Origin of the sequence: Roseibium suaedae (assembly GCF_900142725.1) — a bacterium.
In the GTDB taxonomy this organism is placed as follows: domain Bacteria; phylum Pseudomonadota; class Alphaproteobacteria; order Rhizobiales; family Stappiaceae; genus Roseibium; species Roseibium suaedae.
The window spans coordinates 839786-852585 of the sequence record NZ_FRBW01000001.1 but is presented as its reverse complement, the minus strand read 5'-3'; the positions used below and the strand labels follow the sequence as shown (position 1 = coordinate 852585).

Annotated in this window: 16 protein-coding genes; 7 read left to right on the top strand and 9 right to left on the bottom strand. The window is 59.8% G+C overall.

Features of this window, described 5'->3' with window-relative positions; genetic code table 11:
* Window position 1: 1 nt before the first annotated feature.
* A complete protein-coding gene (locus BUA94_RS03865; protein ID WP_073009029.1) occupies window positions 2–484 on the bottom strand; it encodes an SRPBCC domain-containing protein in 483 nt (160 codons plus the stop codon).
* Between the two features lie 239 nt (window positions 485–723).
* Here BUA94_RS03865 and BUA94_RS03860 point away from each other — a divergent pair, with 239 nt between their 5' ends.
* On the top strand, window positions 724–1623 hold the full coding sequence (locus BUA94_RS03860) for an MBL fold metallo-hydrolase (RefSeq protein ID WP_073009026.1): 900 nt from the start codon (window positions 724–726) through the stop codon (window positions 1621–1623).
* Window positions 1624–1626: 3 nt separating this feature from the next.
* On the opposite strand, the gene BUA94_RS03855 is transcribed toward BUA94_RS03860, so the two are convergent.
* Entirely contained in the window at window positions 1627–2619 is a 993-nt protein-coding gene (locus tag BUA94_RS03855; protein WP_073009023.1) for a DUF1499 domain-containing protein, read from the bottom strand.
* 250 nt (window positions 2620–2869) lie between these two features.
* Here BUA94_RS03855 and BUA94_RS23510 point away from each other — a divergent pair, with 250 nt between their 5' ends.
* Both BUA94_RS23510 and BUA94_RS03850 read left to right on the top strand, forming a co-directional pair.
* Window positions 2870–3013 (top strand): hypothetical protein, encoded by a 144-nt coding sequence (locus BUA94_RS23510; RefSeq protein WP_175557992.1) that lies wholly within the window; start codon window positions 2870–2872, stop codon window positions 3011–3013.
* A gap of 152 nt (window positions 3014–3165) precedes the next feature.
* Window positions 3166–4140, top strand: coding sequence for a CorA family divalent cation transporter (locus BUA94_RS03850; protein ID WP_073009021.1), 975 nt, complete (start codon window positions 3166–3168; stop codon window positions 4138–4140).
* A 45-nt stretch (window positions 4141–4185) separates the two neighbouring features.
* Here the strand turns inward: BUA94_RS03850 and pdxH are convergent, their stop codons facing one another.
* Window positions 4186–4821, bottom strand: a complete 636-nt coding sequence (gene pdxH / locus BUA94_RS03845) for a pyridoxamine 5'-phosphate oxidase (RefSeq protein WP_073009018.1) — start codon at window positions 4819–4821, stop codon at window positions 4186–4188.
* A 77-nt stretch (window positions 4822–4898) separates the two neighbouring features.
* On the opposite strand from pdxH, the gene BUA94_RS03840 reads away from it, so the two are divergent.
* The 3 genes from BUA94_RS03840 to BUA94_RS03835 are packed head-to-tail and all read left to right on the top strand — an operon-like array spanning window position 4899 to window position 6585.
* Window positions 4899–5393 (top strand): RT0821/Lpp0805 family surface protein, encoded by a 495-nt coding sequence (locus BUA94_RS03840; RefSeq protein WP_208979956.1) that lies wholly within the window; start codon window positions 4899–4901, stop codon window positions 5391–5393.
* A 54-nt stretch (window positions 5394–5447) separates the two neighbouring features.
* The gene (locus tag BUA94_RS23505) at window positions 5448–5591 is read left to right on the top strand and encodes a hypothetical protein (protein WP_175557991.1); all 144 of its coding nucleotides are present in this window, start codon (window positions 5448–5450) and stop codon (window positions 5589–5591) included.
* The gene (locus BUA94_RS03835; protein WP_073009015.1) at window positions 5584–6585 is read left to right on the top strand and encodes a DnaJ C-terminal domain-containing protein; all 1002 of its coding nucleotides are present in this window, start codon (window positions 5584–5586) and stop codon (window positions 6583–6585) included. Before BUA94_RS23505 ends, BUA94_RS03835 begins: the two co-directional genes overlap by 8 nt.
* Before the next feature lie 133 nt (window positions 6586–6718).
* Here the strand turns inward: BUA94_RS03835 and BUA94_RS03830 are convergent, their stop codons facing one another.
* The 6 genes from BUA94_RS03830 to BUA94_RS03805 form a co-directional block, all read right to left on the bottom strand.
* Window positions 6719–7204: a DUF4304 domain-containing protein gene (locus BUA94_RS03830; RefSeq protein WP_139251002.1), complete on the bottom strand. Its 486-nt coding sequence runs from the start codon at window positions 7202–7204 to the stop codon at window positions 6719–6721.
* Between the two features lie 69 nt (window positions 7205–7273).
* Entirely contained in the window at window positions 7274–7771 is a 498-nt protein-coding gene (locus BUA94_RS03825; protein WP_073009008.1) for a hypothetical protein, read from the bottom strand.
* A gap of 18 nt (window positions 7772–7789) precedes the next feature.
* Window positions 7790–8077: a MafI family immunity protein gene (locus BUA94_RS03820; protein ID WP_073009006.1), complete on the bottom strand. Its 288-nt coding sequence runs from the start codon at window positions 8075–8077 to the stop codon at window positions 7790–7792.
* Window positions 8078–8122: 45 nt separating this feature from the next.
* Window positions 8123–9001, bottom strand: a complete 879-nt coding sequence (locus BUA94_RS03815) for an SDR family oxidoreductase (protein WP_073009004.1) — start codon at window positions 8999–9001, stop codon at window positions 8123–8125.
* A 24-nt stretch (window positions 9002–9025) separates the two neighbouring features.
* Window positions 9026–9778 carry a crotonase/enoyl-CoA hydratase family protein gene (locus BUA94_RS03810; RefSeq protein WP_073009001.1) on the bottom strand — a complete coding sequence of 251 codons (753 nt, stop codon included), beginning with the start codon at window positions 9776–9778 and terminating at the stop codon, window positions 9026–9028.
* Between the two features lie 24 nt (window positions 9779–9802).
* Window positions 9803–11584 carry an acyl-CoA dehydrogenase gene (locus tag BUA94_RS03805; protein ID WP_073008998.1) on the bottom strand — a complete coding sequence of 594 codons (1782 nt, stop codon included), beginning with the start codon at window positions 11582–11584 and terminating at the stop codon, window positions 9803–9805.
* 188 nt (window positions 11585–11772) lie between these two features.
* Between BUA94_RS03805 and BUA94_RS03800 the strand changes: the two genes are divergently transcribed.
* Window positions 11773–12780 carry an L-threonylcarbamoyladenylate synthase gene (locus BUA94_RS03800; protein WP_073010852.1) on the top strand — a complete coding sequence of 336 codons (1008 nt, stop codon included), beginning with the start codon at window positions 11773–11775 and terminating at the stop codon, window positions 12778–12780.
* The last annotated feature ends 20 nt before the right edge of the window (window positions 12781–12800 follow it).

The following is a 12800-nucleotide window of genomic DNA, read 5'->3' as shown; positions in this document are numbered from 1 at the left end:
ATCAGAAGCGGGTCGTCGCTGCGGCTGCCTGAAGACTTGCCAGACGCGCCGGCCAGCCGCCCTCGCCCCGAGCCGCTTCCAGACTTGCCTGCGCATCCTCGCCATGACGGATGAAATCAGTATGGACCAGTTCCAGGCGGGTGCCGCCCGCTGCTTCTCTCAAGGAAATCATGACACGGCTGGCCGCGGCGGAATCACGGATGGGTTTGCCGTCGGACGTCACCTGCCAGGCCAGACGGATGTAGAGCGGCCGCTCGATCGACAACACCGTTCCCCAGACCAGATGGCCGTGGTTTGCCGTGATTTCGTAGCAAACGCCACCGGCATGGGGTTCTAGCCCGGCGTCCTGCACCTTGTCCCGTACGCCGCCGCCAGGCGCGACTGCCAGCCACCAGGCGGAAAGATGGTCCGCGAGCAGCGCGAAGGCCTTATCGCGGGGCAAATTCAGGAAAATCTCGAAGTGGCAATTCTCTTCAGCAGGCATGATCTCAACTATCCGTTGATTACAATCAGACCAGTGATCGCATGCTAAATCAACAGGCAGATGGCAATATCCTCAAACCTCAAATCATGGCCGTTTGCCTTGGCTCAAAGGGAGAGCATACCCTTGGCAAATGCATCGGGATCAAGCCCCTGCCCGATCAGTGCTTGACCTCCTGCACGCATTGCCTGTGAGATGCACCCTGACAGAATTCTCCATAGCCCGCCGACAACCGAGCCCCGATGAAGCACGACCGACAGTTCGACCCCGCCTATGGCACCGCCGTTGAAATCGCCCCCGGCCTGCGCCGTATGACTGTTCCAAATCCGGGACCGTTCACTTTCCACGGCACCAACACCTATCTCGTCGGACAGGGCAATGTGACGGTTATCGATCCGGGGCCCGAGAACCCTGCACATCTCGATGCGCTGATGAAGGCCACACAGGGAGAACGGATCGAAGCGATCCTGGTCAGCCATACCCATATGGACCACTCTCCCGCAGCCAGAACCCTGGCGGCGCGCACGGGCGCTCCAATCATCGGCTGCGCACCTCACACAGCCGCCCGGCCACTGGTGGATGGCGAAACCAATGCGCTCGACGCCAGCGCGGACAAGGACCACCAGCCGGACACGATCCTGCAGCATGGCGAGAGCATCACCCTGTCCGGCCAGCGCTTCGAGGCGCTGCATACGCCAGGCCACACCCAGAACCACCTGTGTTTCGCACTGGCCGGGACGGACTTTCTGTTTTCCGCAGACCATGTGATGGTCTGGGCAACCTCAATCGTCGCCCCGCCGGATGGCAACATGCTCGCCTACATGGCCTCGCTTGACGTGCTGCTGGCGCGGCCCGAGACAATCTATCTGCCCGGCCACGGCGGACTGGTGCAGGAAGCCCATGCCTATGTTCAGGACCTGAAGGAACACAGGCTGCGTCGGGAGGAAGCGATCCTGAGCAATCTGGAGCAAAGCCCGATCTCGATCGCCGAACTGGTGCTGCGGGTCTACAAGGGTCTCGACCCGGCCTTGCGCGGCGCGGCCGGATTGTCCGCCTTTGCCCATCTGGAAGATCTGGCTGAACGGGGCCTGGTGCGAGCCGAACCGGGCCTCACTCTCACGGCGCTTTACAGTCTCGCCTAAAGGCTAGCGCCGCTGAGTTGCAGCCGCGCCATCGTCCAGCGGACCATCGGCAGGAGCCGCTTCCCCTTCTGCGCCCGGGATATAGGGCTTGAACCCCGGAATGCGGATGCCGCCGCGGCCGTCGCCCTGCGGGGTCAAAAGGTCTTGCTGCCCCTCTCCTGCACCGGCCTCTTCGCCCGTTTCACCCGTCTCGGCTTCAAGTACCGGCTCACTGGAAATTTCCCCATAAGTCTCCAGCAGCACTTCGTCGATCTGCCGGAACAGCTCCCGGATCCGGTCTGCATTGCCCGTCAGATCCGGCAAGGCCACCCGGGACGCAGCACGAATATCCAGAAGTGCCCCGACCCGGTCCGGGCGGATGCGGAATGCAACGTCTTCCACCAGCCCGAGGAAAGACGTGCGGACTTCGATCTGCAGACGCGTGGGCGCATCGGGCAGATCAGGCGGCGTCTCATCGGTCAGCGTCCATCCGTTGCGGGCCACGACTTCCCGCACAGCCGCATGCAGATCCATCGGGATCAACCGGTAGCGCCGGGACACGATATCGGGAAACTGGTCCCGCTGGTCCTCATTCAGCCCGAGATGGGCGACAAGCATGGGGGGCCAAAGCGCCGCCTCCTGACGCTCGATCGCCGGCGGATCAATGACGCTCGTGGACACATCGGGAGACTGGTCCAGGAAGCGGGGAGCCAGCACCAGCGCAGACGCCGGCAGAAGTGCAATCGCCCCATAAAGAAGCCCTGCCAGAGCGTTGCCGAGACCGACACCACCCTGCCGCCAGATCACCACGAGACCAGCAATGCACATCACGATGGCCAGAAGCGCCAGGCATGCGGCAAAACCAATGGCAGCCAGCATTTCGAACAGGCCGAGATACTTGGCGCGATGAGCGAGAACCGCAATCACGATCATGGGAAGGGCGACAGAACCAATCAGGCGGCCCGACCCCGCGATCCGTGCTTCGTATATGGAATAGCGCTTCATCCATCCGCCCATGCAAAGGTTCCGGACCTGTCTTATACCAACCTCAAGAACACCGGAAGTCCATGTGCAGGAGCCGTTCCTGCGCCGACGAAACAATTCGACATGGAACGTGACTTGGTGGATGCCCACATGAGAGGCATGATGATTAAGGTTTAATCACAGTTTTAACGATGCCCTAGCGTAAATAGATGAGCGCCGGTCACAGAGTTGACACAATCCGAAATCAAGGGCAGCGGCGTTTCTGACACCATGGACGACGAAAATGTCTGACAAAGCAGCCACCAGCGCAAAGCCTCAATCCGCCAGCTCCACTCTGGTCAACCTCTACAAGCCTGTAGGCATTGCGGCCCTTAATGCGGCCACCCTCTGCAAGGGTCAGAAAATCGCGGTCAAGGGCGCCAAGTAAGGCCCCCGCCCGCAGGCATTGCATGCGGGCTGACCGATATCTGCTTCTCAGTCAGGCCGATGAAGGTCTTGCGAACACGATCGCGACTTGCGCGAGCCGTGAACGGCAGGGCATGTTCGGGCGAGACTCATCGGGGAGCGGAGCCCTTCGGAATGATCATTGCCTATTGCCCTTCATCCAGCGGCCTTGAGCGTATCGAGGTCCCCGCAGGACAGGCGCCACCCTCCACCTCCGTGTGGATTGATCTGTTCCGGCCGACACCAGAAGAGCACAAGCTCGCCGAAAACCTGATGGGTGCGGAAATTCCCGCCAAGAAGGAACTCGGCTCGATCGAAGTGTCCGCCCGCCTTTATGATGAGCCCGGCGCATTGGTGATGATGGTCATGATGCCCATGGCTGCCCGGATCCCGGACCCGGAACTTTCCTCTGTCAGCCTGGTGCTGTCTTCCAAGCGGCTTGTCACCGTGCGCCACGGCGAGCTGCAATCCATCGCCCTGTGCTCCAAGAAGGTTCAGGTCGACCGCACGATTGCCAACACCGGCCCGGCGGTTCTGAGTGCCCTGATGGAGATTGTCATCGACCGCTGCGCCGATGTGATGGAAGAAATTTCCACGAATTTCGACCGCATGTCCAAAACGGTCTTCGAAGAAGGCATCTCAGCCCGCAAGAAGGACGTCTACCACGAAGCGATCCGGACCCAGGGACGGATCGGGCTACAGGTGGCACGCATGCATGACGTCTGCGCCAGCCTGTCGCGCATGCTGATCTATCTCGACAGCCACGCCGCCAAGGTCTCCTTGAGCGACCAGCAGTCCAAGACCTTTGACATGTATTCCCGCGACCTTCACTCCATCAAGGAGCATGGGGACGCGCTGGACAACAAGCTGTCATTCCTGCTCGACGCCACCATCGGCCTGGTCAATCTGGAGCAGAACCAGATCATCAAGATCTTCTCGGTTCTGGGCGTGGTGTTCCTGCCGCCGACCCTGATCGCCTCGATCTATGGCATGAACTTCTCGAACATGCCCGAACTGAGCTGGCAATACGGCTTCATGTTCTCAATCGGCCTGATGCTCGGGTCGGTGGCGGTCACCTACATCTATCTGAAAATGAAAAAGCTGCTTTAGGGTTCGCACCGCACTTGCAGGTCCGAACCCTGGTCTGGCCCGCCCTTACGGATAGAGCCGGTCACGGGTCCAGTCCTCGCCATCCGCGTTGCGGCGGAACACAACCCGGTCATGCAGGCGGAACGGACGGTCGTGCCAGAACTCCATCTGGGTCGGGACCAACCGGAAGCCGGACCAATGCTCCGGGCGCGGAATTTCGCCCACGGCAAACTTGGCCGTGTAGCGGGCGACTTCCTTTTCCAGCGCGAAGCGGTTTTCCAGAGGGCGCGACTGTTTGGATGCCCAGGCGCCAATCCGGCTGCCGCGCGGGCGGGACTGGTAATACTCGTCCGCCTCGTCATCGCTGACCTTGACCACCGTTCCACGGATCCGGACCTGCCGGCGCAGGGATTTCCAGTGGAAACACATGGCCGCCTTGCCTGCGGAGAGCAGTTCCTGGCCCTTGGCGCTTTCAAAATTCGTATAAAAAACGAACCCGCGCTCATCGAAGCCCTTCAGGAGAACCATGCGCACATTCGGCAGGCCGTCGGGATCGACCGTTGCAAGCGCAAGAGCGTTGGGATCGTTGATCTCGCTGGCCGTTGCATCCACAAGCCATTCACCGAAAAGCGCGAATGGTTTCGTAACTTCAGTAAAGTCATCTTTTGTTAAGGGTTTTGACGAAGGCTTAGGGTCGGTCATGGAGCACCTGTCGATAAGTGTCGCTGATGCGTTCTGTGAGCCACAAAACGGGCCGCAAGGCCAGAGAGGTCGTCTGCTTGTTTCACCGCGTTTCCTATGACGCCGTCAAGACCAAGTTCCAGAAGGTCCGGTTTGCGCCGGTTGCACTGGCTTGCGTGCTGGCTGGCTGCGGGCAGGTTTCCATGCCGCTCGGCAGCAATGACGTCGAAACGCCTCTGGTGCTGACAGGATCGATTCCCTCAAGCTCGGACGTCGCCTTCGCCGACATCGGCGAAACGGACCGTGAAATCATCGCCATGTCCATCGACCAGCTGGTCAGTGGTACCGGCATGGAAGCCAGCGCGCTGGCCGATGAAGGCACCATGCGCACCGCCGTTTCCTGGACCAATCCGGACAGCGGCAATTCGGGCAGCATCGCCAAGCTGGACAAGAGCAAGCTGGACGACACCGGCTGCCTCGACTTCGAGACCACGGCAAACACCATTGCCGGCATCCGTCTCTACAAGGGCACGGCCTGCCGCGATATCCGCCAGGTCATGGCGATTACCGCCCTCACCGTCTCTGGCGCGTGACCTGCCGCTTGAATAGCGGTGGTTTCCCGGTAAAACACGACGGAATGCAGATCGATGGATCTGGTATTTTTTCCTATCAATCACGATATTGTGCAGGAAGACATTTTGGGCGTGATGCGAGCCGGGCGATCCTTCCCCAAGGAAGCGGATCAGCCGCCGTGTCAAATCCTGCCCACAACAGGTGAACCCAATGCGTGATCCCTACAGCGTCCTCGGCGTCGCAAAGAACGCGAGCGAAGCGGACATCAAGAAGGCCTTCCGCAAGCTGGCCAAGAAATACCATCCGGATCAGAATCAGAATGATCCGGCAGCGCAGTCGCGCTTTTCCGAGGTGAACCAGGCCTACGAAATCGTCGGCGACAAGGACAAGCGCGGCAAGTTCGACCGTGGCGAAATCGGCGCGGACGGCAAGCCCAAGTTCCAGTCCCACGGCTTCGACGGCTTCCGCGACTACGAGGACTTCGGCTCTTCGGGCGGCGCGCGCGGCTTTCGCGGCCAAGGAGGCGGCTTTGGTGGCGGAGCCTCCGGCGGCGGCGGCGGCTTCGACGATATCCTGAACGACATTCTGGGCGGCTTTGGCGGTGGACGCAGGGCCCGGGCAAGCGCTGGTGCGCAGTCCGGCGCAGGCGCTTCTGCCGGCCGCAAGCCGCAGGCCGCCAAGGGCAGCAATGCCGAGCTGACGGCCTATGTGTCGCTGGAAGATCTGGTCAACTCCGGCAAGGCCCAGGTGACGCTGCCGAGCGGCAAGACCGTCAATGTGACCATTCCGGCCGGAACCGTGGAAGGCGAGAAGATCCGCCTGCGCGGTCAGGGCCATCCGGGCGAGATGGGCGGCCCTGCAGGCGATGCCATGGTCGAGATCCGCTTCCGGACGCACAAGCTCTTCGAAGTGCGCGGCAGCGACCTCGTCCTCGATTTGCCGCTGACGCTTTACGAGGCCGTTCTGGGGGCCAAGGTCCGCACGCCGACCCTGACCGGCGCGGTCAACCTGACCATTCCAGCCAACACCTCCGGCGACAAGACCATGCGCCTGAAGGGAAAGGGCCTGCCGACCAAGACCGGCGGCCATGGCGACCTTCTGGTCCGCCTGCAGATCCAGCTGCCGCCCAATGCGGACAGCGAACTGGAAACCCTGATGAAAGCCTGGCGGGACGTCACCCCCTACCGGGCGCGCGGTCCGGAATTCGACTGAACAGTTCGGCTCTGATGCAACATTCCTGAAAGACAAAACGGCGCGAAAGACCTTCGCGCCGTTTTATTTTTCGCCCCCGCGCATAGTGAACCGAGACAAAAATGACGCCCCATAACTACAACATTTAAAAATATTACCCCAAAAAACCAACAACATCACGATGAACAAAATATCTCTTCGTAGATCCCTTTCTTAAACTAGAAATGATCTGGTCTTTGGTCGAGTATCTTTGCAACTCAGGAACAAAAACAGATTTCATGAAATCTACAACAGCTTCCTCGCGCTGCTGTTGGGAGACACCACGATCCTCCAGATTAAATACTATATCCGCTCTTTCAACCTCCTCCCCTGACAGTAGAGAGGTCAACCGAAAGCGAATGTGACACCTATATTCTTTGGGAAATATTTCATTTCCCAATTCACGCAGATAGACGCCGCCATTGAGATAATACTGACTTCCATAGGAAGACTTTTGCAAATTTGCCACCAAGATGACTTCATCATTTTCAAAGTACCAATTTCTATTTTTCTTTTTAAAGCCAAGTCCCTTTAACTGGTTCGATATTATATTAGAAAACGGCTCCGAAACAGGCACCATACCCCCAACAACCCAGTTCACTAAATTGGGTTTTCTATACGATTCAAAATTTGAGCTCAGTTCGATTGCGCTAAGCCTGATTGTCTAAATCTAGCTCAAATGGAAGAGTCCAAACTCATTCGCCCTTCGCTGGAAGGAAACCAGCTTTTCGCGACACTCAGCGATCACGAGATCTGTGCGATCATACCCGCCCAACACCCGAAGACCTGCACCAATAAAGTACACGTCCATCAGCCTAATCTCTCTCAAACTGTTCACAAGAACGTCTTCAAGAAGGCCTGAATTCGCCTCAAGCCTCCGCAATGGCCCTGGACGATTACAGATGACCCCATCACCAGACAGGGATGAGTAAAACCTCAAGAACTTTCGCTCGCCGCGCATGTATTCCTCGAGGCATCCAGCATCCAGCGCAATCGAATAGCTCATTAGCGGACTGTCCGCAGCTTCCTGCTCACTTAGCCAGCGATCGAATATGGAAACATAGCAGGACGAAAGACCAAGTTGGACCAATTCATCTTCATGAAGATCAAAAGCAGGGAAATACCCGGAAAAATCTTCCAATACTATTTCTCTCAAAAATTCAATCATCACTTCTGCAGAAAGCCATCACGATGCTTTGCCACCTCGCAGGAAGCTGGAAACTTCAAGGCCCATTCTTTCAGAGCATTCCTTAATTTCGGACCTAACCACCTCAGGAATCGGGATATTCTCCTCGAGGAATATCCCGATTACCGTCTCCAGGGCCAAGCCATATTCGCCAACATCAACGAATTGGCGGACCTCCTGCACCAGATCTTCAGACAAGCACTTGTCGAGCAGGCCCAGCAAGTTCTCAAGCTGCCTTTCGGTTACCGAAAGCTGTTCCGATAAGCTCAAAATGCCCAGTTCAGACATTTTTACCCTGCCTGAATAACAGCACGGACGCGCCTTCTTCTCCACTCACCCCTTCACCGGCCCCATATTGGCGGGTGGGATGCTGTCGGCGGGGACGAAGAAGTCCGGGGCCAGCGACTTGCTCGGGTCGACGCGGTAGTGGTCGAAGTCGGTCACGCCGCGCCCGGACAGGAACGTGTCATCGATCAGGAACTGGCCGGTCAACTCGCGCGACGGCGTGGTGAAGATCTCGTGGGCGGCATCGGCGAGAATGTCCGGCGTCCGGCTCTGGGAAACCATCTGGTCGCCGCCCAGAAGGTTCTGCACCGCAGCAGTGGCAATTGTCGTGCGCGGCCAGAGCGCATTGACGGCAATCCCCTTCTTGCGCAACTCGCCTGCGAGCCCCAGCACCACGAGGCTCATGCCGTATTTGGCGATGGAATAGGGCGTATGGCCAGCAAACCACTTTTCCGACATGTCCAGCGGCGGCGACAGCATCAGGATATGCGGGTTGGCGGACTTCTCCAGATACGCGATGGCATGCTTTGAACAGGCCAGAGTGCCGCGCGTGTTGATCTGGTGCATCAGATCAAAGCGTTTCATGTCCGTCTGGGCGAGCGGGGTCAGCTGAATGGCGCTGGCGTTGTTCACCAGAATATCCAGCCCGCCGAAGGTTTCAGCCGTCTTTGCGATGGCCGCCTGAACCGCTTCGTCATCGCGCACGTCGAGGACAAGCGGCAGGGCCTTGCCACCGGCGGCCTCGATTTCCTCGGCGGCGGTGTAGATCGTGCCTTCCAGCTTGGGATGCGGCTCGGCTGTCTTGGCCGCAATCGCGATGTTCGCGCCATCGCGGGCGGCGCGCAGGGCAATGGCCTTGCCGATGCCGCGCGAGGCCCCGGTGATGAACAGCGTCTTGCCGGACAGACTCTTCGTGGTTTCGGTCATCAAATTCCTCCCAGAATGTCCCGCTTACGCCTTGGACGCAGTTGTCTTCTTGGTCATGAAAGCCTGAAAGGCCCCAATGGTTTCCGGAGCGCTCAGGCGGCTTCCGAAAATGCGGGCTTCCTCATCGATCCGCTGATCGATCAAGGTCCTGTCCCCGCGCAAGAGAGCACGGGACAGGGCCATGGCTTCCGGTGGCTTGGATGCGATCTTGCGGGCGCAGTCCATGGCCAGTTCTTCCGCATTCTCCGCGACGTGATTGACGATGCCCGCCTCCTGCGCCCGGGCAGCATCGAAGCTTTCGCCAAGGCACAGGAGTTCGAAAGCCCGTGCATGACCCATCACGACCGGCCCGAGAAGGGAAGACCCCGCCTCGGGCACCAGTCCCAGATCCACGAAGGGCGTCTTGAACAGGGAGCCAGGTGTTGCAAACACCATGTCGCAGTGAAACAGCAACGTGGTGCCGAGGCCGATCGCCAGACCGTCTACCGCTGCCACCAGGGGCTTGCGGTTCTCCCCCAATGCCTTGAGGAACTGGAGCACCGGTGTTTTATCAAGACTGCTCTGTGAGGCATATTTCAGAAAATCCGCAATATCGTTGCCTGCAGTGAAAGCACCCGGCTGGCCGCAGATCACATGACAACGCAAGTCCTTGTCGTCATTTCCGGCTTCAAGAACGGCAGACATGGCATTGTACATGTCGCCGGTCAGCGCGTTCTTCTTGTCTGCGCGGTCCAGCCTCAGTGTGCTGACACCGTCGTTCATCTCATGCTGGATCATGTGCTCCTCCCTTGAGCCAAACCGTTAGGACGCAAGTGCTTCCGGATCGAAGGCCAGAATGACTTCGGAAGACCCGGTGACATCCGCCTTCAGACCCGCGACTTCCTTGAGCAGGGTGAAGGTGTAGGTCCGGGCCAGCAGGATCCGCTGATCCCGCGCCGCCTTGTGGCCATCGTCCGAGGCCGCTGCCCCCTTGGCCAGAAGCACACCCGCGAAGGTGAGCCCAGCAAGGCGCAGATAGGGCGTTGCGCCCGCCAGCGCGTCGGCCATGCGGCCTTCCGCCTGTGCCGTCATGATCCAGGCGGTTGCCTCTTCCAGATCACGAAGCGCCTCGGTGAGATGGATTGCCATGTCGCCAAGCTCCGGCAGGTTGGACGCGGCAACGCCCTCGATGATCCCCGCCAGTTCTCCCAGGAAGGCCTTGATATGCTCACCGCCGGAAAGCGGCAGCTTGCGGGTCACAAGATCGATGGCCTGGATGCCGTTGGTACCTTCATAGATCGGCGCGATCCGGGCATCGCGCAGATACTGCGCCGCACCGGTTTCCTCGATGAAGCCCATGCCGCCGTGGATCTGGACGCCAATGGACGCAGCCTCGACGCCAAAGTCGGTCGGCAGCGCCTTGGCGAGCGGGGTCAGCAGACCGGCCCGCTCCGACCAGAATTTCCGGTCTTCTTCGGTCTCGGCGATATGCGACATGTCGATGGCATGGGCGCAGGCAAAACACAGCACACGGGCCGCCTGGGCACGGGTCTTCATGGCCAGCAGATTGCGCTTGATATCCGGGTGACGGGCAATGGGGCTCATTGCAGGACCGCTGTCGCCAGGCGCACGGCCCTGCTTGCGCTCCAGCGCATAGCTGAGCGCTTCCTGATAGGCCCGCTCGGCAATGCCAAGCCCCTGAATGCCAACCGCGAGGCGGGCGTTGTTCATCATCGTGAACATGCAGGCAAGACCGCGGTTTTCTTCGCCGATCAGATAGCCAGTCGCTCCGCCCTCGTCGCCGAACACCATGGTGCAGGTGGGTGACGCGTGAATGCCCAGTTTGTGTTCCACGCCTGCGCAGCGCACGTCGTTATGGGCACCCAGGGAGCCATCCGCGTTGACGAGGAATTTCGGCACCAGGAACAGCGAGATGCCACGGGTCCCGGCCGGCGCATCCGGCAGGCGGGCGAGAACCAGATGGATGATGTTGTCCGTCAGGTCGTGTTCGCCATAGGTGATGAAGATCTTCTGGCCAGAGATGCGGTAGCTGCCGTCTTCTGCCCGCTCTGCCTTGGCGGTTAGGGCATTGAGATCGGATCCGGCCTGCGGCTCGGTCAGGTTCATGGTGCCCATCCACTCGCCGGAAATCAGCTTGGCGAGATAGGTCTCCTTGAGAGCATCCGAGGCATGCTTTTCCAAAGCCTCGACAGCACCGATGGTCAGGGTCGGACCGAGGGCAAAGGCCATGGAGCCGGAGTTCCACATTTCCAGTGCCGCAGCGGAGAGCATCATCGGCAGCCCCTGCCCGCCATAATCCGGCGTTGCAGTCAGTCCGTTCCAGCCGCCTTCAATCCAGTTGTGATAGAGATCGCGCCATCCCGGAGCCGCCTTGACCTTGCCATCGGCGAAGATCGTGCCCTTGCGGTCGCCGACAACGTTCATCGGCGCAATTTCCTCGGCAGCAAACCGGCCGGCCTCGTTGAGGATAGCCTCGACCAGATCGTCTCCGAGATCCGCATGGCGTTCGCTGGCCTGAATATCACCCAGCCCGCAGACTTGCTTGAGCGTGAATGCGATCTCTTCAATTGGCGCGCGGTACATGCATGATCTCCCTAATACCGTTGCTTCCGCCTTGACTGTCCCTGCCGCACGCAGCAAAAGGCCCCATCAGACGATGTTGTTGACCGGACACTAACCCGGTTGACGTAAACGTCAAGCACTGTCCCCACGGCAAGTGAGGGGGCAAATGCACGTTGCTCAACACTTTATTTCGGATGGAGCCTGGCCCGATGCGGCGATGGATCATCGACCTCTCACAGGAAAACTGGCGGGAAGCGCCGGAAGCTGCGGATGTGTGCGAGGCTCTCACCGACGGCCAGCTTGCTGCCATCCCGACCGAGACGGTCTATGGGCTCGCAGCGGATGCGACGAATGGACAAGCCTGCGCCCGGATTTTTTCCGCAAAGGGACGCCCTCAGTTCAATCCTTTGATCTCCCACGTGGAATCGGTCGATGCGGCCCTGAAGCATGGCTCCTTCAACGAAGATGCCATGAAACTGGCAGAAGCCTTCTGGCCGGGCCCGCTGACACTTGTGGTTCCCAAGCACCCGGACTCGCCCATCAGCGACCTTGCAACCGCCGGACTGCAAAGCGTCGCCCTGCGCGTTCCCTCAGGCCCGGTGATGCGCTTCCTTGCCGAACGGACCGGACGTCCGCTCGCAGCGCCCAGTGCCAATGTGTCCGGCCGCGTCTCCACGACAACCGCTGATGCGGTGGAAGCTGATCTTGGTTCCGCTCTGAGCTTCATCGTCGACGCCGGCCCCTGCCAGATCGGAATTGAATCCACCATCGTCGCCCTGACGGACGAAACGCCCCGGCTCCTTCGTCCGGGCGGCGTTCCGCGCGAGGCCCTGGAAGCCGTTCTTGGCCGCCCTCTGGCGGCCCCGACGGGTCAGGCCACCCGCCAGGATGCCCCTCAGGCCCCCGGCATGCTGACCTCTCACTATGCTCCAGCCGCCGCGGTCCGCCTCAATGCGCAGGATGTCCGCGCTGGCGAGGCCTATCTCGCGTTCGGCCCTTCACCGCTCAAGGGAGCAGAAGACGCCGCGGCCACCTTCAATCTGAGCGAAACTTCGGACCTGACGGAAGCTGCTGCGCATCTCTTTGCAGCGATGCGGCACCTCGATTCGTTTGGGGCAACCACGATCTGTGTCCAGAGCATCCCGGAAACGGGACTTGGCGAGGCCATCAACGACCGTTTGCGCCGTGCGGCCGCCCCGAGAACGGTCGGCCATTGAAATAGTTTTATTTTCCAGAA